This window comes from Nocardia sp. NPDC056541 (assembly GCF_042794235.1).
Lineage (GTDB): Bacteria > Actinomycetota > Actinomycetes > Mycobacteriales > Mycobacteriaceae > Nocardia.
This window is the reverse complement of the sequence record NZ_JBHTUD010000004.1, coordinates 196815-215497: the sequence shown is the minus strand read 5'-3', so window position 1 is coordinate 215497 and position 18683 is coordinate 196815. Positions and strand designations below refer to the sequence as shown.

Here is an 18683-nt window from a genome sequence, read left to right as displayed (position 1 = left end):
GTGTAGCTCGCTACACCATCGACTCGGTGGACAGCTCGATCGTATTTCCGGCCCGCGACGACAACCATGGAGTCATGACCGAGACACCAGCCGAGCAGACACTCGTGGTCGACATCGCCGGCGAACCCACCGTGGCGCTCGATGCCACGCAGGAGACACCGCAGCGCCGGACGGGCCCGCTGGGGGCGATCCTGCGCGCACCGTTCGAGGCCAGGACGTGGAAGGAGCTCGCCTATCTGGTCCTGTCGTTCGTTCTGGGCTGTGTGGCCGTGTGCTACCTGTTCTTCGGGTTCGGCGGCGGGCTGTACGCGTCGATCGTGCTCATCGGTATCCCGTTGCTGGCGGGGGTGCTGCTCGGCGGGCGGGTCTGGGGCCGGATCTACCGGTTCCTCGGGCGCGGGCTGCTCGGCGCCCACGTCGAATCACCACCGGATTTCACCAGGTCGAGCGGCTTGTTCGGTTTCCTGAAGAGCGCGTTCACCGATCGGCCGAGCTGGCGGGCGGTGTTGTTCCTGCTCGCGCAGTCGGTGCTCGGTGTCGCGGTGGGCTGGGTCGTCCTCGTGACGATCGCGATGGTCGGGTTCACGGCGATCTCCCCCGTGCCGTGGGCGCTGCTCGATCCGGTGCAGGTGGACGACAACGGCGTGGAGCACCACAGTCTCGCGCAGTTCGGAACGTTCTACATCGATACCTGGCCGCGGGCGCTCGCCATGGCCGGGATCGGCATTCTGCTGTGCTTCGCGCTGCCGTGGCTGATCCGGGCAATCTGCTGGGTGCATCGGATGCTGATCGTGCACCTGTTGGCGGCGACACCGCGCGACCGGCAACTGGCGCAATTGCGGGCCAGCAGGCGCGCCGCGGTGGACGACGCGACCGCCACGTTGAGCCGGGTCGAGCGCGACCTGCACGACGGCACGCAGGCGCGGCTGGTCACCATCGCCATGGCGCTGGGCAGGGCCGAAGAACGACTGGCCGCGGGCGGCGACGCCCGTGACCTCATCGCCGAGGCGCGCGCCAACTCCAAGGAGGCGCTCACCGAACTGCGCGAACTGGTGCGCGGCATCCATCCACCCGCGCTCGAACTCGGTCTCGGCCCGGCGCTGGAGACGCTCACTGCCCGCTGCGCGGTGCCGGTCGACCTGCGTGTGCAGATCCTGCGGCGACCGAGCCCGGCCATCGAGGCGATCGCCTACTTCTCCGTCGCCGAGCTACTGACCAATGTGGTCAAACACGCGCACGCGAACCGGGTGGCGGTGTCGGTGCTGCCCGACAGTCTGCGGTCCATCGCGGTCACCGTGCGGGACAACGGAATCGGTGGTGCGCCCCGTCCCGGCACGCAGACCGTCACCGGCAGTGGGCTGGCCGGGCTCGCCGCCCGCGCTCTCGCTGTCGACGGCACGCTCACCGTCGACAGTCCCGCCGGTGGGCCTACCGTGGTGACCATGATCCTGCCGAACGAGGGCCCGCAGTGATCGCGGGCGGTGCGCACGGACCGTTGCGGGTGGTGATCGCCGAGGACAGCGCGATCCTGCGCGACGGGCTGGCCGGGCTGCTCACCGAACGCGGTCACGAGGTGGTGGCGATGGTCGGCGACGCGACGTCGCTGAGCGAGGTCGTCGGCACCCACCGGCCCGATGTCGCGGTGGTGGATGTGCGGATGCCGCCCACCTTCACCGACGAGGGTCTGCTGGCCGCCATCGAACTGCGCAGGAAGTATCCGGATACCGGCGTGCTCGTGTTCTCGCAGTGGATCGAAACCCGTTACGCCACAGAGCTTCTCGCCGCCGGAGCCAGCGGCGTCGGCTACCTGCTCAAGGATCGCGTCGCCGACGTCGGTGACTTCGTCGACGCGCTGCACCGGGTCGCCACCGGCGGCACCGCACTCGATCCCGAAGTGGTGAGTCAGCTGATGGGCGCGTCCCGGCAACAGGATTCGCTCGCCCGGCTCACCCCGCGCGAGCGGGAGGTGCTCGAGCTGATGGCGCAGGGCCTCACCAACAACGCCATCGCCACCTCGCTCACCGTCACCGAGCGGGCCGTCGAGAAGCACATCGGCAATATCTTCACCAAACTCGATCTGCCACCGTCGGATACCCGCCATCGCAGGGTGCTGGCGGTGCTGCGGCTCAAGGGATGAGCCGCAGACGACCTACCGTCAGACGGCAGGGCCGCTGTTCGGCGCTGTCGCGGCGACACTGCCGGCGATGCCCTTGGCGATGGAGCCGGTGATCCGCTCGGTCACCGCGCTCGTCGAGCGCAGCAGCAGTTGCAGCGCGGGCTTGCCCTCCACGGCGAAGGTCCACGTCAGCCGGGTTCCCGTGGCGGTCGGCGTCAGCTCGATGTCCTCGGCGAAGCGGCGCAGGCCGGGGATCGAGGCGAAGTCGACGGTAAAGGTCATGCGCCGCTGGTCGTCCCAGCGGTAGAAGCGTTCGGTCAGCGCGGCGATGCGCCCGAGGGTGACGACGCGGCAGGTGCCGACGCCGAACGGGCGCGGCGTGGTCCACCGCAGGCCGGTGACCAGCCCGGACCACGACACCAGCGCGTCATCGGCGACCAGGGCCGCCCACACCGCCGAGGGCGGCGCGGCAATGTCGATGACGTGGACGTAGCGGTTCGCCGCGTTCGCGAGGAACGCGTCGTCGGATTCGGTCAATGCGAAAGCCTGAGCCATAACTGTCCTTGTTCTTCCTGTTGTCGATCGACTGTCGATAATCCGTTCCAGCACAGGGCGGCCGCGGTGTCGACCGCGTCGCTTTTGGAGATCGGCCGCCCTGCCTCCAGCCAATGGCCGGCCGTGAGGCGGCTGATACCCACCAGCGCCCAGGCGTGGATCTCGGCCCTGGCCTCGTCCACCCCGCCCGCGCGCAGTTCCACGCTCACCAGGGCGGCGCAGTCGCGCATCGCGGTGCGCACCCGCCATTCGACCGACGGCTCGCTGGGCACCGGCGATTCGAACACCAGCACATACCCGCCGACGTCGTGTTCGACGAAGTCGAAGTAGGACATCACCGCCCGGCGCACCCGCTGCCGTGGGTCGGTGTCGCGGGCGACGGCGGCCCGGACGCCGTCGACCATCCGGTCCAGATTGTGCTGCAGCACAGCGAGATACAGGTCGAGTTTGCCCGCGAAGTGGTCGTAGAGCACCGGTTTGCTGATCCCGGACCGCGCGCTGATCTCCTCCATCCGGGCGCCGTGGTAGCCGTGCGCGACGAACACGTCTTGCGCGGCGACCAACACCGCCTGTCTGCGGCGGGCCCGCGCGGCGGGCCCCCGCAGACCGAGCGGTGACGTGTCGGTTCGCACCTAGCTGTCTGCCTCGGTCACCGGTCGGCCTCCGCGGAACGGTCCCGGATGTCGGTGACGATGGCGGAGAAGTCGCGCCCGGCGTCGGTCTGGTTGAACCGCGCGTAGATCGCGGCGGCGAGTTCGCCGAGCCGGCCGTCGACCCCGTTGGCCTGCAACGCGTTCGCGGCCAGGGTGAGGTCTTTCGACATCAGCGCGGTAGCGAAGCCGGGCTGGTAGTCGTTGTTGGCCGGGCTGGTGGGGACCGGGCCGGGCACCGGGCAGTAGCTGGTCAGTGCCCAGCTCTGGCCGGATGCGGTGGAGACCACGTCGAAGAACGACTGATGGCTCAGGCCGAGCCGCTCACCGAGAACCAGTGCCTCCGACAGGCCGATCATGGAGATTCCGAGCAGCATGTTGTTGCAGATCTTGGCGGCCTGACCGACGCCGGAGTCACCGCAGTGCACCACCTTGCCGCCCATTACCTCCAGCACATCGCCGGCGTCGGCGAAGTCGGCGGCCGTGCCGCCGACCATGAAGGTGAGGGTGCCCGCGGTGGCACCGGCCACCCCACCGGAGACCGGTGCGTCCAGCGGTCGATGTCCGGCCGTCACAGCCTGGGCCGCAGCGGCTTTCGCGTCGGCCACATCGATGGTGGAACAGTCGAGGAACAGGGTGCCCGGCGTGGCGGCGGGCAGCAACTCGGCGTAGACGTCGAGGACGAGTTTGCCGTTGGGCAGCATGGTGATCACCACGTCACGGTCGACGGCGGCCTCGACGGCGGTGGCCACCACCGTCGCGCCGTCGGCGCGCGCCTGCTCCTGCGCGGCGGGCACCGGGTCGTAGGCGAGCACGTCGTAGCCCGCCCGCACCAGATTCGCCGCCATCGGGCCGCCCATGTGGCCGAGCCCGAGGAAACCGATCGTCTTCGTCATCGCTGTGCCTCCGCTGTCGTCGAACCCAGTTCCGCCGCACCCAGACCGGCGAAGTACGCCGCCACCTGCTCGTCGGTCACCTCGGCGAGGGTCGCGGGCCGCCACTGGGGATTGCGGTCCTTGTCGATCACCTGGGCGCGGATGCCCTCGACCAGGTCGTGCGAGCCGAGTGAGGCGACCGAGACCCGATATTCCTGGTCCAGCACCGCCTCGAGGCTCGGCAGGTCCTGCGCGGCACGCAAGGCCCGCAGCGTGACTTTCAGCGCGACAGGGGATTTCGCGAGGAGAGCAGCGGCTGCCTCGACGGCCTCGGGCGCTTCGTCGGCCTGGAGCCGCGCCGCGATCTCCTCGACGGTGTCCGCGCTGTAGCAAGCGTCGATCCAGCGCTGCTGTGCGAGCAGGTCCGAGGCCGGCGCGGACTCGGCGAACTTCGCGATCGCCGCGTCGACACCGACGGTGCCCAGCGCGTCGAGCAGCTCGGGTAGTGCGTCGGAGGGCACGTAGTAGTCGGCGAATCCGGCCGCGATCGCGTCGCCCGCGGACATCCGCGCGGTGGTCAGCGCCACGTGCGTGCCGAGCTCACCCGGTGCCCGCGAGAGCAGGTAGGTGCCACCGACGTCGGGGACGAATCCGATGCCGACCTCGGGCATCCCGATCTTGGACCGTTCGGTGACGATGCGGTGGCTGCCGTGTCCGGCCAGGCCGACCCCGCCGCCCATCACGATGCCGTCCATGATCACTACATACGGCTTGGGATAGCTGCCGATCAGCGCGTTGAGGTGGTACTCGTCGCGCCAGAACCGCCCGGTGGGCGAATCGGCGCCCGCCGTGCCGCCTTTCGCGTCGGCGTGGATGGCGACGATGTCGCCGCCCGCGCAGAGCCCGCGCTCCCCCGCGCCGGTGACCACGACGGCGCGCACCGCGTCGTCGTGAGCCCAGGAGCGCAGTGCGTCGGTGATGGCCAGTGTCATCGCGTGATTGAGCGCGTTGATGGCCTTGGGCCGGTTCAGGGTGATCACGCCGAGACCGTCACGGACGGCGATCAGCACCTCGGGTTCGTCGGTCATGCTGCTCCGATCAGCGAGCGGGCGACAACCACCCGCATGATTTCGTTGGTGCCCTCGAGGATCTGGTGCACCCGCAGGTCGCGCACGATCTTCTCCAGGCCGTATTCGTGCAGGTAGCCGTAGCCACCGTGCAATTGCAGTGCCTTGTTGGCCACGTCGAACCCGGTGTCGGTGGCGAATCGCTTCGCCATCGCGCACAGCGATACCTTGTCCGCCGCGTCCGCGTCGAGCGCGGCGGCGGCCCGCCACAGCAGCGTCCGCGCCGCCTCCAGTTCGGTGGCCATGTCGGCCAGCTCGAACTGTAGTGCCTCGTTGCGCACCAAGGGTTTTCCGAAGGCGTGGCGTTCGGTGAGGTAGCGGACCGTCCTGTCGAGCGCGGCCTGCGCGCCGCCGATCGAGCAGGCGGCGATATTGAGGCGGCCACCGTTGAGGCCGTTCATCGCGATCGAGAAGCCGTCGCCCTCCTCACCGAGGCGGTTGGCGACCGGCACCCTGGCACCGTCGAGGATCACCTGCCGGGTCGGCTGCGCGTTCCAGCCCATCTTCCGTTCGTTCGGTCCCACCGTCAGACCCGGTGTGTCGGCCGGGACGATCAGCGCCGAGATGCCGCGCGGGCCGTCCCCGCCGGTTCGCACCATCATCACGTACACGTCGTTGGCGCCGGCGCCGGAGATGAATTGCTTGGCGCCGGACAGGATGTAGTCCTCGCCGTCGCGAACGGCCTTGGTGCTCAGGGCCGCCGCGTCGGATCCGACGCCCGGTTCGGTGAGCGCGTAACTGCCGAGCAGCTCCAGCGCGGCCATTCCCGGCACCCACCGGTGGCGCTGCTGCTCGGTGCCATAGGCATCGATCATCCAGGTCGCCATGTTGTGGATGGAGATGTACGCCGCGACCGAGGGACACCCGGTCGAGAGCTGTTCGAAGATCCGCACCGCGTCGAGCCTGCGCAGTTCGGAGCCGCCGACATCGGCGCGCACCGAGATGCCGCCGAGCCCGAGCGGGCCCGCCTTGTGCAGCACGTCGACCGGGAAGTGTTTGCGCTCATCCCAATCCAGCGCGTTGGGCGCCAGGAACTCGTCGGCGAACTGGCGCGCGGTCTCGCCGATCGCGCGCTCGTCCGCATCGAGGGTGAACATCGCCGCCTCAGTCCATCGTCGGGATGACGAAAGCGTTGGACTCCTTGAGCCCGGCAGGCCAACGCTGGGTCACCGTCTTGGTCTTGGTGTAGAACCGGATCGAATCCGGGCCGTGCTGGTTGAGATCACCGAAGCCCGAGCCCTTCCAGCCACCGAAGGTGAAGTAGGCGATCGGCACCGGAATCGGCACATTGACCCCGACCATGCCGACCTGCACACGAGCGGAGAAATCGCGCGCGGTGTCACCGTCGCGGGTGAAGATCGCGACACCGTTGCCGTATTCGTGCTCGTCGACCAGCTTCAGTGCTTCTTCGTAGTCGCCCGCGCGGACCACGGTGAGCACCGGGCCGAAGATCTCCTCTTTGTAGATCCGCATATCGGCGGTGACATTGTCGAACAGGCTCGCGCCGACGAAGAAGCCGTTCTCGGCACCCTCGACGCTCAGGCCGCGGCCGTCGACCACCAGGTCGGCGCCCTCGTCGACACCGATCTGGACGTAGTCGTTGACCCGGTTCACCCCGTCGAGCCCGACCAGCGGCCCGAAGTCGGCGCCCGCGTCGTCGGAGCGCCCGACATTGAGCTTGTGCACCCGCTCGGTCAGCTTCGCGACCAGCCGATCAGCGGTCTCCGCGCCCACCGGCACAGCCACCGACAGCGCCATGCAGCGCTCCCCCGCGGACCCGTACGCCGCACCGATCAGCTGATCGGCGACATCGTCGAGGTCGGCGTCGGGCATCACGACCGCGTGGTTCTTGGCCCCACCGAAACACTGCGCGCGCTTGCCGTTGGCGGTCGCGGTCTCGTAGATGTACTGGGCGATCGGAGTCGAGCCGACGAAACCGACCGCCTTGATCCGCTTGTCGCCCAAGATCGTGTCGACGGCTTCCTTGCCGCCGTTGACCACGTTGAACACCCCCGGCGGCAGACCCGCCTCGAGGAACAGCTCGGCCAGGCGCAGCGGCACCGACGGATCGCGTTCCGACGGCTTGAGCACGAAGGCGTTACCGCAGGCCAGCGCCGGACCTGCCTTCCACAGCGGGATCATCGCCGGGAAGTTGAACGGCGTGATACCGGCGACGACACCCAGCGGCTGACGCATCGAGTACACGTCGATACCGGTGCCCGCGCTGTCGCTGTACTCGCCCTTGAGCAGGTGCGGGATACCGATGGCGAACTCGATGACCTCGAGGCCGCGCTGGATGTCGCCCTTGGCGTCGGCGATGGTCTTGCCGTGCTCGGAGGAGAGCAGCGCGGCCAGGCTGTCCATCTCGTCGTTGACCAGGTTCACGAACTTCATCAGCACCCTGGCCCGCTTCTGTGGGTTGAACGCCGCCCACACCGGCTGAGCCGCGGCCGCGTTGTCGATCACCGCGCTCACCTCGGCGGCATTCGCCAGCGGAACCCTGGCCTGCACCTGCCCGAGATTCGGATCGAAGACGTCGCCGAAGGCGCCGGAAGTGCCGGTGACGTGCTTGCCGCCGATGAAGTGCGTGAGTTCGCGAACCATGCCAGTCCTACTCCGTTGATGTCGGTCGCGCGGTGTGCGCAGTTGGAGGGTTTCCAATAGTTGGATGTCCAAGTAATTGGTACCTTCGCAGTCCGGCCCGGTGTTTGTCAATGCAGGGACCGACACTATTGACATACGGCCAACAAAGTAGTGCAGAACTCGAGACCAGCTACGCGGGGGCCGACCGGGTCACCGAGGACCGGCCCCCGACGCGGAGCCCGCGCTTACAACCCGGCTACCAGAATCGGAACCACATACGTGCGGGCGAACGCCGCCAATGCCTGCTCCGAGCCGGTGTCGATGGTGCCCACCGGCTGCAGGATCAGCGAGTGCACCACGCGGCAGACCACTTCGACCCGAGCGCTCAGGTCGGGAATGTCGGGGAATCGGCTGTCCTCGAGCACCTTTCGGAGGATCTCGGTGGACGCCGCGACCGAGAGCAGGAAGAACGACGCCCCGTCGACGGTGAGCTGGGGCAGCAGGCGGTCGGCCTCCAGCGTGAGCAGCCGCTCGACCAATGGGTGCGCCCGCCAGCGCGTGATCACGGTGGTGAACACGTCGACGACGATGTCGTCGAAGGTGTCGTGGCGCGCCGGGATCTCACCCAGATCGGCCAGCAGCCTGCGCACCTCCCGTTCGAAGGCCGCGCTCACCACATCGTCACGCGAACCGATCCGCCGGTAGACGGTGGCGCGGTCGACGTCGGCGGCCTTGGCGATGTCCTCGATCGTCGTCTTGCGCACGCCCACCCGCTCGAACTGCACGAGGGCGGCATCGAGAATTCGTTCTTCGACGGAGTCGGCGGTGGGCGAATTTCCCGAGGTCGCGGCGGTGGAGAGCACGCTTCGACGGTATCAGGCGCGGCGGGTCCCGATCACAACCGCAGATCAGATCCGCCTGCAACATTGCGATACTATTTGTTGCACTGTACGGTTCCGATATGGCTGATAACGGTGCAACGGCGCGCTCCTATCAGGAACAAGCGCACGCAATTCACGCGCGGGATGTGCATTTCGACTTCTCGTCGGTGCCCCTGCACTACATCCCGGGCGAAGTCCTCGCGACACATGTCACCAACGTGATGCATCTCGTCCTCCCCGAGGGCGAACGGGCGATGGCCACCTGCCTGGCCGAAGCCCTGCCCTATATCGAGGACGAGCGGCTGCGGGAGGAGGTCACCGGGTTCATCGGCCAGGAATCGATGCACGCCAGCAGCCACGAGGGCGCGCGGCGGCATCTGCAGTCGATCGGACTCGATGTCGAGTCCTATGTCGCCAAGATCGCCTGGATGGTCGACCGGATCCTGGGCGACCAGGGACTCACCGGCCGCGCCAAGGAGCAATGGCTCAAAGAACGCCTCGGCCTGTTCGCCGGGATGGAACACTTCACCGCCGTCATCGGCGAATGGCTGCTGGAATCGGACGTACTCGCCGAGCTCGGGATGGACCCGACCATGCTCGACCTGGTGCGCTGGCACGGCGCCGAGGAGGTCGAGCACCGCAGCGTGGTGTTCGACGCCTACATGCACGTCGACGGCGGCTACGCCCGCCGACTGCGCACCGGGCTGCTCGCCAGCGGCACCCTGCTGCCGCTGTTCGTCATCTCGACCGCGTACCTGTATCGCCAGGATCCGAGCAAGAACAAGGGCCGCTCCTGGGCCAGGCAATTCGTCAGCGCCACCGTGCGCGGGGTGATTCCGAGCTTCACCACGTTCGTCACCGAGATGCCGCGCTACCTGCGACCGAGTTTCCATCCCTCCCAGCTGGGTTCGATGGACAACGCCCTGCGGTATCTGGCGCACTCGCCGGCGGCTCGCGCGTGAACCCTCCCGCGGGTGTCGCGACACCGAGCCTGCGAGCCCTCGGTGCCGCCGTCGACATCTACAAGAAGGTTTTCACCCAGCCCGCGCTGTCGCCACCACATCCGGTGCGGCACAACGGTTTCGATCTCGACGTGCGGGTGGAAGCGGTGCACGCCGAGGCCGCCGACGTGGTGAGTCTGACCCTGGTGGGCACCGAGGGCGGGTACCTGCCGTCGTGGCGGCCGGGGTGCCACATCGATGTCTTCCTCGCCTCGGGCCGCCAGCGCCAGTACTCCCTGTGCGGTGACCCGCGCGACCGGCATCGCTACCGGATCGCGGTGCGCCGCATAGACAACGGCGGCGGCGGATCGCGGGAGATGCACACCCTGCGCGCCGGTGACGTGTTGCGCATCCGCGGTCCGCGCAACGCCTTCACCTTCGTCGAGACCGCGCCGTCGTATCTGTTCATCGCCGCGGGCATCGGGATCACGCCGCTCCTGCCGATGGCTCGTGCGGCCGGTTCCCGAGGGCAACTGGTCTATCTGGGCCGTTCGCGCGAAACCATGCCGTTCCTGGCCGAGCTCCCGGCAGGCGCCGAGGTGCGCCCCGACGACGAATTCGGCACACCCGATCTGCCCGCGCTGCTCGCCACCGCCGCCCCCGGTGCGGCGGTCTACGTGTGCGGTCCTCCCCCGGTGCTCGACACCGCCCAGCGCAGCCTGTTCGCGCTGAATCCCACTGCCTCGCTACACACCGAACTGTTCTCGGCGCGGCCGGTGACCGACGGCAAAGCCTTCGACATCACCCTCGCGCGCAGCGGGCGGACCGTGCGCGTCGAGAGCACCGAAACCGCGCTCGACGCGATCCGCCGGGTGCGCCCCGACGTCGTCTACTCCTGCCGACAGGGGTTCTGCGGCAGCTGCAAGACCAAGGTCCTCGCGGGCTCGATCGATCATCGCGACCGACTACTCCCCCCGGGCGAGCGTGCCGACCACCTCCTCACCTGCGTGTCCCGTTCCGCCGGTGGCGCACTCACGCTGGACCTCTGACCGCGAAAGGCACGCCTCCCGTGACCACCACCCTCAGCTTCGACGTCCACAGCCCCGCGACCGGTGCCCTGGTCGGTTCCTATCCCAGCCACGACGAGAGCGCCGTCGAGGCCGCCGTCGAACGGGCCCACGGTGCCGCGACCTGGTGGCGCACCGCGGGTTTCGACGAACGTGCACGTCGTCTCGATCGCTGGCGCGCCGAGATCACACGCGGCCGTGACGAACTCGCTCGCATCATGAGCCAGGAGATGGGCAAACCCCACTCCGATGCCGCGCTCGAGATCGTGATGGCGCTCGAACACCTGAAATGGGCCGCGCACAACGCGAAAGACGTGCTCGGCCCGCGATCGGTCGCGCCCAGCCTGTTGACCGTCAACCATGCCTGCCGGGTCGAGTACCGCCCCTTCGGCGTGGTCGGGGTGATCGGCCCCTGGAACTACCCGGTGTTCACCCCGCTCGGCTCGATCTCGTTCGCCCTCGCCGCGGGCAACGCGGTGGTGTTCAAACCCAGCGAGTACACCCCGGGAGTCGGCGTCTGGCTCGCCGAGGCGTTCGCCCGCGTCGTCCCCGAACAGCCGGTGCTGCAAGTGATCACCGGCGGCGGTGAGACCGGCGCGGCGCTGTGCCGCAGCCGGGTCGGCAAGATCGGGTTCACCGGTTCCACCGAGACGGGCAAACGCGTGATGGCCGCCTGTGCGCAGCGGCTCACGCCGGTGCTCATGGAATGCGGCGGCAAGGACGCACTCGTCGTCGACGCCGACGCCGACCTCGGCGCCGCCGCCGACGCCGCGCTGTGGGGTGGCATGGCCAATGCCGGGCAGACCTGCCTCGGAGTGGAGCGGGTGTACGTCCACACCGACGTCTACGACACCTTCCTCACCGAACTGCTCGATCGGGCCCGCGGCCTGCGAGCCGGGTCGGGAACAGCGAAGATCGGTCCGATCACCATGCCCAAACAGCTGGCCGTGATCCACCGCCACATCGAGGACGCCCTCGCGCGCGGCGGGCGGGCGTTGCTGGGCGGCCTCGACGCCATCGAGGGCCAGTTCGTGCAGCCGACCATCCTGGTCGACGTGCCGCACGACGCCGCGGCGGTCACCGAGGAGACCTTCGGCCCGACGCTGGTCGTCACCCGGGTCGCGTCCATGGACGAGGCGATCGAGCGGGTCAACGACTCGGAGTACGGCCTCGGCGCCACCGTCTTCGCCCGCCGCGACGGCGACGCCATCGCCGACCGCATCGACGCGGGCGCCACCTCGATCAACGCGTTCGTCGCGCACGCCACCATCCCGGCGCTGCCGCTGGGCGGGGTCTGCGCCTCCGGCTTCGGCCGGGTGCACGGTCCCGACGGTCTGCGCGAGTTCACCTACGCCAAAGCGACTACGCGGCAGCGGTTCCCCTCGCCGCTGGCGCTCACGACATTCACCCGCAGCGCCCGGATCGACACCGTCGTCGATCGCCTGGTCTCGGTGCTGCACGGAAGGATCGGCTGACCCATGCCCGCAGAACACACGCACATCGTCGTGCTCGGCGCCGGATTCGGCGGGATCGGGCTGACGATCAAACTCCGCGAAGCCGGCTTCGACGACATCGTCGTGCTGGAACGCGCCGACGACCTCGGCGGCACCTGGCAGGCCAACACCTACCCCGGCTGCGCCTGCGATGTCCCCTCCCAGCTCTACAGCTATTCCTTCGCGCCCAACCCGGAGTGGTCGCGCACCTACGGCAAGCAGCCCGAGATCCTCGACTACCTGCGCACTGTCGCCGAGTCCAACGACGTGATCCGGCACGTGCGCCTCGGCACCGAACTCCTGGACGCGCGCTGGGACGACGAGCGGTCGCTGTGGCGGATCGAGACCTCGCGCGGCGAGCTCACCGCGGACTACTTCCTCTCCGCCGCAGGAATTTTCGCGGAGGCGAAGTACCCGTCGCTGCCCGGTCTCGACACCTTCGAGGGCACGGCCTTCCATTCCCTGCACTGGGACCACGACCACGATCTGACCGGCAAGCGCGTCGCGGTGATCGGCACGGGCGCCTCCGCGGTCCAGTTCGTACCGGAGATCCAGCCGAAGGTCGCCGCGCTGACGGTGTTCCAGCGGTCGGCGCCGTGGATCGTGCCGCGGATGGACCGCCCGACGATCGGGCTCGAACGTCGCCTGCTGCGCCAGATCCCGTTGGCGCAGAAGGCTGTTCGGGGGACCTGGTACTCGCTCATCGAGGGTTTCGGGCTGGTAGGGTTCGTCGACAACCGATTCCGGCATCCCTTCGAGCTGCTGGGCCGGATCCAGCTGCGCCGCCAGATCCGCGACCCGGAGCTGCGTGCGAAGGTGACGCCGGACTACATGATCGGCTGCAAGCGAGCCATCTTCTCCGACGCCTATCTCCCCGCCCTCGACAAGGACAACGTCGACGTCGTCACCGACGGTATCGCCGAGGTGCGCGCACGCTCCATCGTGACCCGCGCCGGGGTCGAGATCCCGGTGGACACCATCATCTACGGCACCGGTTTCACCTCGACGCCGAGTGTTTTCGATCGCATCGTCGGCCACGACGGGCGCTCGATCGCCGAGCTGTTCCGGCAGCGTCCGCAGACCTATCTCGGTGCCGCGGTGGCCGGGTTCCCGAATTTCTTCTGCACCCTCGGTCCGTTCGGTGCGGCGGGCAACCAGTCGGCGGTGTTCATGATCGAGTCGCAGATCGCCTACATCGTCGACGCACTGAGCACGCTGCGCGCCCGCGGCGAAACCCGCATCGAGGTGCGGTCGCAGGTCCAGCGCGACTTCGTCGAGGAGATGGGCAGGCGCAGCGCCGAGACCGTGTGGCTCACCGGCGGCTGCGAGAGCTACTACACCACCGCCGAGGGCGGCAACGCCGGGCTGTACCCGAACTGGAGCTTCGAATACCGCCGCCGCACCAGACGATTCGACATCGAGTCCTATGAGGTGTCGGCATGATGGGCCTGTCCGATCTCGCGCCGACCTCCTGGTTCGCGCGTTCCTACGACGTGGCGGGCAAGGTCGTCCTGATCACCGGCGCGGGCCAGGGCATCGGCCGTGAGCTGGCCGCGATCCTGTCCCACCGTGGTGCGCGGGTCGTGGTGGTCGATATCGACGCGGTCGCGGCCCGCCGGGCCGCCGACGAGTTGGGGTTGGACGCCCACGGTATCGGCGCCGATGTCGCCGACCGGGCGCAGATGACAGCGGTGGTCGACGAGGTGGTGCGCCGATTCGGCACCCTCGACGTGGTGGTCGCCAACGCGGGCGTGACGCCCGAGCCCGCCACCGTGCGCACGATGGACCCGGCGGACTTCGACCGGGTGATCGGGATCAACCTCACCGGCGTGTTCAACACCGTGCACCCGGCCCTGGACCACATCGTGTCCGCGCGCGGGCACGTCGTGGTGGTGTCGTCGTGCGCGGCGTTCGCACCGGGGATGGGCGGCTCGCCGTACATGGTGAGCAAGGCCGCGGTCGAACAGCTGGGGCGGGCACTGCGCGTGGAACTCGCCGCGAGCGGGGCCAGTGCCGGCGTCGCGTACTTCGGCGTCGTCGACACCGCGATGACCCACGACATGCTCGACACCGACGACCTGGGCAAAGAGCTCGACGCGATGCTGCCGTGGCCGCTCAATGTGCGGATCACCGCCGAGTACGCGGCCAAGACGATCGCCGACGGCATCGCCCGGCGCGCACCACGCACCATCGCCCCGAGCGGGTGGGAACCCTACGCGTTGCTGCGCGGTGCGATCAACGTCGTGCTCGATCACCGGCTCGCCGCCGACTCCACGGTGCACGCGCTGATCCGGGCGATCGAGCAACGCCGATGAGCGCCGAACGCGGGTCGCTCCGGGCACGCACCGTCCGGCAGGTGTCGGCGCTCACGGTGGGTCAGCTGGCCGCGTTCGCGCCGGTGAACGCCTACACGCTGCCGCCGTCGCGGTTGCTGATCGAACAGGCACTGCGGGCGGGCGCGCCGCCGTTGCGCGCGACGGCGACCGAGCCGGTGGACGAGGACGGGATCCGCGGCGAGTGGGTGCGTGGGCCGCGCGCCGACCGTACCGACGCGGTCGTGCTCTACATCCACGGCGGCGGGTTCGTCGCCGGTTCGGCTCTCGGGTACCGCGGCGTCGCCTCCCGGCTGTCCACCGCGACCAAGCTCGCGGTGTTCACCCTCGACTACCGCCTCGCGCCCGAGCACCCGTTCCCGGCCGCACCCACCGATGTGGCCGCCGCCTTCGAGTGGCTGTCGCGGCGCTGTCCGGCGGACCGGATCGTCGTCGCCGGTGATTCCGCCGGCGGCTTCCTGGCCGCTCATCTGACCATCGAGAACGCCCGCGCCGGGCAGCCCGAACCGGGTGCGCTGGTGTTGTTCTCCCCGATGGCCGACCTGAGTCTGGCCACCGCCATCGGCCACGGGAACCAGCACCGCGACGGTCTGCTGTCCACCCAGATCGCCAGGCAGGCGATCGCCGCGTTCACCGCCGAACCGTTCGACCTGCGACCTGTCCACGGAATGCGGCTGCCGCCCACCTTGATCCACGCCAGCGACACCGAGTACTTCGGCGCCGACGCGACCGAACTCGCGCGGCGCTGGCAGGCCACCGGGGCGCAGTGCGAACTGCAGGTGTGGCCGGATCAGATGCACGCCTTCCAGACCCTGCCGATCGTCGTCCCCGAGTCGAGGACCGCCTATCGCGCAGCGGCTCGCTTCGTCGCCACCCATCTCGACACCGCCCCCGCGGTCATGACCCAGAAAGCGCCTGCCTCGTGAGCATTTCCCGATTCGACACCCTGCCCGCAGCGTTCCAGCACACCGCCTCGATCGCCCCCACCGCGATCGCCTTGCGCACCCCCGGCGACACCAAGACCCTCACCTGGGCCGAGTACGCGACCCAGGTTCGCGCCGTCGCCGCCGGACTGGCCGGTCTCGGTGTGCGTCGCGGCGACACCGTGGCACTGATGATGAGCAACCGGGTGGAGTTCTATCCCCTGGAAGTCGGTGCGCAGCATCTGGGCGCCACCTCGTTCTCGGTGTACAACACGCTCTCCCCCGAACAGCTCGCCCAAGTGCTCGGCAATGCCGGAGCGCGCGTGGTGATCTGCGAGCCGCAGTACGCGAAGCTGATCGCCTCGTCCGGGGTCGACGTCGACCACATCGTGTGCGTCGACGAGGCGCCCGAGGCAACCCTGTCGGTGAAGGATCTGCTCGCGGCGGGCCGTGACGATTTCGACTTCGACGCCGCCTGGCGCGCGGTCCGTGGCGAGGACGTCGCGACGCTCATCTACACCTCGGGCACCACCGGCGCGCCCAAGGGCGTCGAGACCACCCATGCCGCCCTGCTGTTCCAGGTGTACGGCATCGCCGACATCCTCGGCATCGAATTCGGTGACACCATCACCTCGTTCATGCCGACCGCGCACATCGCCGACCGGCTGACCGCGCTCTATGTCCAGGAGGTGCTCGGCACCCAGGTGACCAGTGTCGGCGATCCCAAGCAGATCGCCGCCGCCCTCGCCGACCTGCATCCGACCATCTGGGGCGCGGTGCCGCGGGTGTGGGAAAAGCTCAAGGCCGCCATCGAATTCAAGGTCGCGGCCGAACCCGACGAGACCCGCCGCCAGGGCATGGCGTGGGCGATGTCGGTGGCCGCGGCCCGCGCCGCCCATCAGCTCGCCGATGAACCGGTACCCGCCGAGCTCGCCGCCGAATGGGCGCGGGCCGACGAACTGGTGCTGAGCAAGCTGCGCGCCGCCCTCGGTCTGGACCGGGTGCGGTGGGCCATGTCCGGCGCGGCCCCGATCCCGCCGCAGACGCTGGCCTTCTTCGCCGGTCTCGGCATCCCGATCGCCGAGATCTGGGGCATGTCGGAACTGTCGTGCATCTGTAGCGTCAGCCATCCCCGCGACGCCAAGCTCGGGGCGGTCGGAAAGCTGTTGCCCGGCATGGAATCACGGCTGTCCGACGACGGTGAACTGCACGTGCGCGGGCCGCTGGTGATGAAAGGCTACCGAGGGATGCCCGAGCAGACCGCCGAGGCGATCGACGCCGACGGCTGGTTGCGCACCGGCGACATCGTCAGCATCGACGACCAGGGCTACCTTCGCGTCGTCGACCGCAAGAAGGAGATGATCATCAACGCGGCGGGCAAGAACATGTCCCCCACCAACATCGAGAACGCGATCAAGGCGGCCACGCCGCTGATCGGCGCGATGGCCGTGCTCGGCGACGGCCGGTCCTACAACACCGCGCTGATCGTGCTCGACGCCGAATCCGTCGAGCCCTACGCGCGCGAGCACGCGCTCCCCGACGCCTCCGCCGCCGCGCTGGCGGTCGATCCCACGGTGCGGGCCGCGATCGAAGCCGGTGTGGCACAGGGCAACAGCAAGCTCTCGCGGGTGGAGCAGATCAAGCGCTTCCGCATTCTGCCCACGTTCTGGGAGGCGGGCGGTGACGAGGTCACGCTCACCTTGAAGCTCAAGCGCAAGGTCATCGCCGAGAAGTACACCGCGCAGATCGACGAGCTCTACGCGGAGAACCCGCCCGCCGAGGTCGTCAACGCCGGATAGCGGTACCCGACTCGTCCGACCCCGCCTGGCGCGGTCGGACGAGTCGGGTTGTCTGCAAGGCGAAGTAGAACTCGGCGGCCGCGGTGGGATCGGTACAGCTGCGGCCGGTGAGGGCTTCGATTCGCCGCAGCCGTTGGTGCACGGTGTTGCGGTGGAAGTGCAGTCGTTTCGCCGCATCGGCCACCACCCCGCCCGCGGCGAACCACGCCTCGAGCGTCTCCAACAGCGTGTCCCGCTCCATCGCGGGCAGCTCGAGGACCGAGCCGAGAATTCCGGTGGCGAGCTGACGACTCACCTCCGGCAGATGCGCGATCAGCAACGGGATCGGCTGGTCACCGAAGTTGTTGACCTCGATATCGCCGGGCCGGGCGCACCGGCACGCCAGTTTCGCCTCGTGGAGCGCGTCGTGGGCTCGGCGCGGATCGTCGAACGGGCGGCTCACCCCGACCCGGCCGGTGGCCAGGCCCGCGAGGACCGCGTCGGCTTCGGCCCGCGCCGTGCCCGGTTTCAGGCTGATCAAGCCGATGTGGGTGTCGAATTCGACCGTCCAGATCGAGTGCACGCCGATCGAGCGCAGACGTTCCTCGACGCCGCGCAGTGGGGCCGCGACCGGCTCGACGATTTCGGCGCTGACCACCAGGAACGTCCCGGTCTCCGGCAGGTTCAGCAGGCGCAGGGTTTCCCACAGTGGCGCGCCGTCGTCGACGGCGGCCGACAGCAGTGAGCGCAACGCGAGGCTGCGGGTCTGCGCGTCGCGATGGGCGCGTTCGAACGCCACCTCACCGTAGGCTTCCGCGGCCGCGCTCGAGTAGTCGTCGATGATGCTCCACAGCTCGGAGCCCTTGTGCGCCAACGATTCTGTGAGCTCGCCGCCCATCTCGCCGAGCAGTCGGTCCCAGAGCAACCGGCCCGCCAGCCGGTACGCGTGCAGCAGCGCCGCCAGCGGAACCTGTTGCTCGGCCTTGAGCCGTCCGGCGGCGCGCGCGGCGTCCAGCCGCGGCCGGCAGCGACCCCCGAGTTGACCGAGCAGAGTCACCAGGTTGTCGTAGGTGGCCTGGCGCAGGTCCTGGTGGGTCAACCGGGTCGCCTCGGCATAGGCATGGTCGCCGGACAGGATTTGCGCCACCAGCACGTCGGTCAGCTCGTCCGCTCGCAGCAACAGCCTGTCGACAAGCTCCACCGATACGTCGGACGACACCTCGGGAACTGTCGTCATCCTCTTATTGTAGGCGCTGCGAAAAGCGCCTCTACCAGCTTCGTTGTGCACTTGCACACTGAGGTCACGGTAATCCGGAGCGCTGGACCATAGGCTGCCCGCCCACCGTCGGCCACGATCGAGA

General features: G+C 68.9%; 17 protein-coding genes. 9 read left to right on the top strand and 8 right to left on the bottom strand.

Features of this window, described 5'->3' with window-relative positions:
• The coding region (locus ACFQ9R_RS08725) for a sensor histidine kinase (RefSeq protein ID WP_378989745.1) at positions 1-1472 on the top strand (1472 nt) is incomplete at its 5' end.
• A 23-nt stretch (positions 1473-1495) separates the two neighbouring features.
• Complete coding sequence (locus tag ACFQ9R_RS08720) at positions 1496-2137, top strand: LuxR C-terminal-related transcriptional regulator (RefSeq protein ID WP_378990011.1); 642 nt, start codon at positions 1496-1498, stop codon at positions 2135-2137.
• An 18-nt stretch (positions 2138-2155) separates the two neighbouring features.
• On the opposite strand, the gene ACFQ9R_RS08715 is transcribed toward ACFQ9R_RS08720, so the two are convergent.
• From ACFQ9R_RS08715 to ACFQ9R_RS08685, 7 genes are all read right to left on the bottom strand, one after another.
• Entirely contained in the window at positions 2156-2671 is a 516-nt protein-coding gene (locus tag ACFQ9R_RS08715; protein ID WP_378989743.1) for an SRPBCC family protein, read from the bottom strand.
• Positions 2650-3303: a TetR/AcrR family transcriptional regulator gene (locus ACFQ9R_RS08710; RefSeq protein WP_378989741.1), complete on the bottom strand. Its 654-nt coding sequence runs from the start codon at positions 3301-3303 to the stop codon at positions 2650-2652. Before ACFQ9R_RS08710 ends, ACFQ9R_RS08715 begins: the two co-directional genes overlap by 22 nt.
• A gap of 17 nt (positions 3304-3320) precedes the next feature.
• Positions 3321-4217, bottom strand: coding sequence for a 3-hydroxyisobutyrate dehydrogenase (gene mmsB, locus ACFQ9R_RS08705; protein WP_378989739.1), 897 nt, complete (start codon positions 4215-4217; stop codon positions 3321-3323).
• Positions 4214-5284: an enoyl-CoA hydratase/isomerase family protein gene (locus ACFQ9R_RS08700; protein ID WP_378989738.1), complete on the bottom strand. Its 1071-nt coding sequence runs from the start codon at positions 5282-5284 to the stop codon at positions 4214-4216. Before ACFQ9R_RS08700 ends, mmsB begins: the two co-directional genes overlap by 4 nt.
• Entirely contained in the window at positions 5281-6420 is a 1140-nt protein-coding gene (locus ACFQ9R_RS08695; RefSeq protein ID WP_378989737.1) for an acyl-CoA dehydrogenase family protein, read from the bottom strand. The genes ACFQ9R_RS08700 and ACFQ9R_RS08695 overlap by 4 nt, the downstream gene beginning before the upstream one ends.
• A gap of 7 nt (positions 6421-6427) precedes the next feature.
• On the bottom strand, positions 6428-7927 hold the full coding sequence (locus ACFQ9R_RS08690; RefSeq protein WP_378989736.1) for a CoA-acylating methylmalonate-semialdehyde dehydrogenase: 1500 nt from the start codon (positions 7925-7927) through the stop codon (positions 6428-6430).
• A 224-nt stretch (positions 7928-8151) separates the two neighbouring features.
• The gene (locus tag ACFQ9R_RS08685) at positions 8152-8769 is read right to left on the bottom strand and encodes a TetR/AcrR family transcriptional regulator (RefSeq protein WP_378989735.1); all 618 of its coding nucleotides are present in this window, start codon (positions 8767-8769) and stop codon (positions 8152-8154) included.
• Between the two features lie 98 nt (positions 8770-8867).
• Between ACFQ9R_RS08685 and ACFQ9R_RS08680 the strand changes: the two genes are divergently transcribed.
• From ACFQ9R_RS08680 to fadD11, 7 genes are read left to right on the top strand one after another with little or no spacing between them, the layout of a single operon-like run.
• Positions 8868-9749: a metal-dependent hydrolase gene (locus tag ACFQ9R_RS08680; RefSeq protein ID WP_378989734.1), complete on the top strand. Its 882-nt coding sequence runs from the start codon at positions 8868-8870 to the stop codon at positions 9747-9749.
• A complete protein-coding gene (locus tag ACFQ9R_RS08675; protein ID WP_378989733.1) occupies positions 9746-10777 on the top strand; it encodes a PDR/VanB family oxidoreductase in 1032 nt (343 codons plus the stop codon). Before ACFQ9R_RS08680 ends, ACFQ9R_RS08675 begins: the two co-directional genes overlap by 4 nt.
• Entirely contained in the window at positions 10774-12270 is a 1497-nt protein-coding gene (locus ACFQ9R_RS08670; RefSeq protein ID WP_378990010.1) for an aldehyde dehydrogenase family protein, read from the top strand. Before ACFQ9R_RS08675 ends, ACFQ9R_RS08670 begins: the two co-directional genes overlap by 4 nt.
• Positions 12271-12273: 3 nt before the next feature.
• Positions 12274-13731, top strand: a complete 1458-nt coding sequence (locus ACFQ9R_RS08665) for a flavin-containing monooxygenase (RefSeq protein WP_378989732.1) — start codon at positions 12274-12276, stop codon at positions 13729-13731.
• Positions 13731-14603, top strand: a complete 873-nt coding sequence (locus tag ACFQ9R_RS08660) for a short-chain dehydrogenase/reductase (protein WP_378990009.1) — start codon at positions 13731-13733, stop codon at positions 14601-14603. Before ACFQ9R_RS08665 ends, ACFQ9R_RS08660 begins: the two co-directional genes overlap by 1 nt.
• Positions 14600-15547 carry an alpha/beta hydrolase gene (locus tag ACFQ9R_RS08655; protein ID WP_378989731.1) on the top strand — a complete coding sequence of 316 codons (948 nt, stop codon included), beginning with the start codon at positions 14600-14602 and terminating at the stop codon, positions 15545-15547. Before ACFQ9R_RS08660 ends, ACFQ9R_RS08655 begins: the two co-directional genes overlap by 4 nt.
• Positions 15544-17343: a fatty acid--CoA ligase FadD11 gene (fadD11, locus tag ACFQ9R_RS08650; protein WP_378989729.1), complete on the top strand. Its 1800-nt coding sequence runs from the start codon at positions 15544-15546 to the stop codon at positions 17341-17343. The genes ACFQ9R_RS08655 and fadD11 overlap by 4 nt, the downstream gene beginning before the upstream one ends.
• Here fadD11 and ACFQ9R_RS08645 read toward each other — a convergent pair.
• A complete protein-coding gene (locus ACFQ9R_RS08645) occupies positions 17330-18559 on the bottom strand; it encodes a PucR family transcriptional regulator (protein WP_378989728.1) in 1230 nt (409 codons plus the stop codon). The two genes, fadD11 and ACFQ9R_RS08645, sit on opposite strands and share 14 nt — an antisense overlap.
• Positions 18560-18683 lie beyond the last annotated feature (124 nt).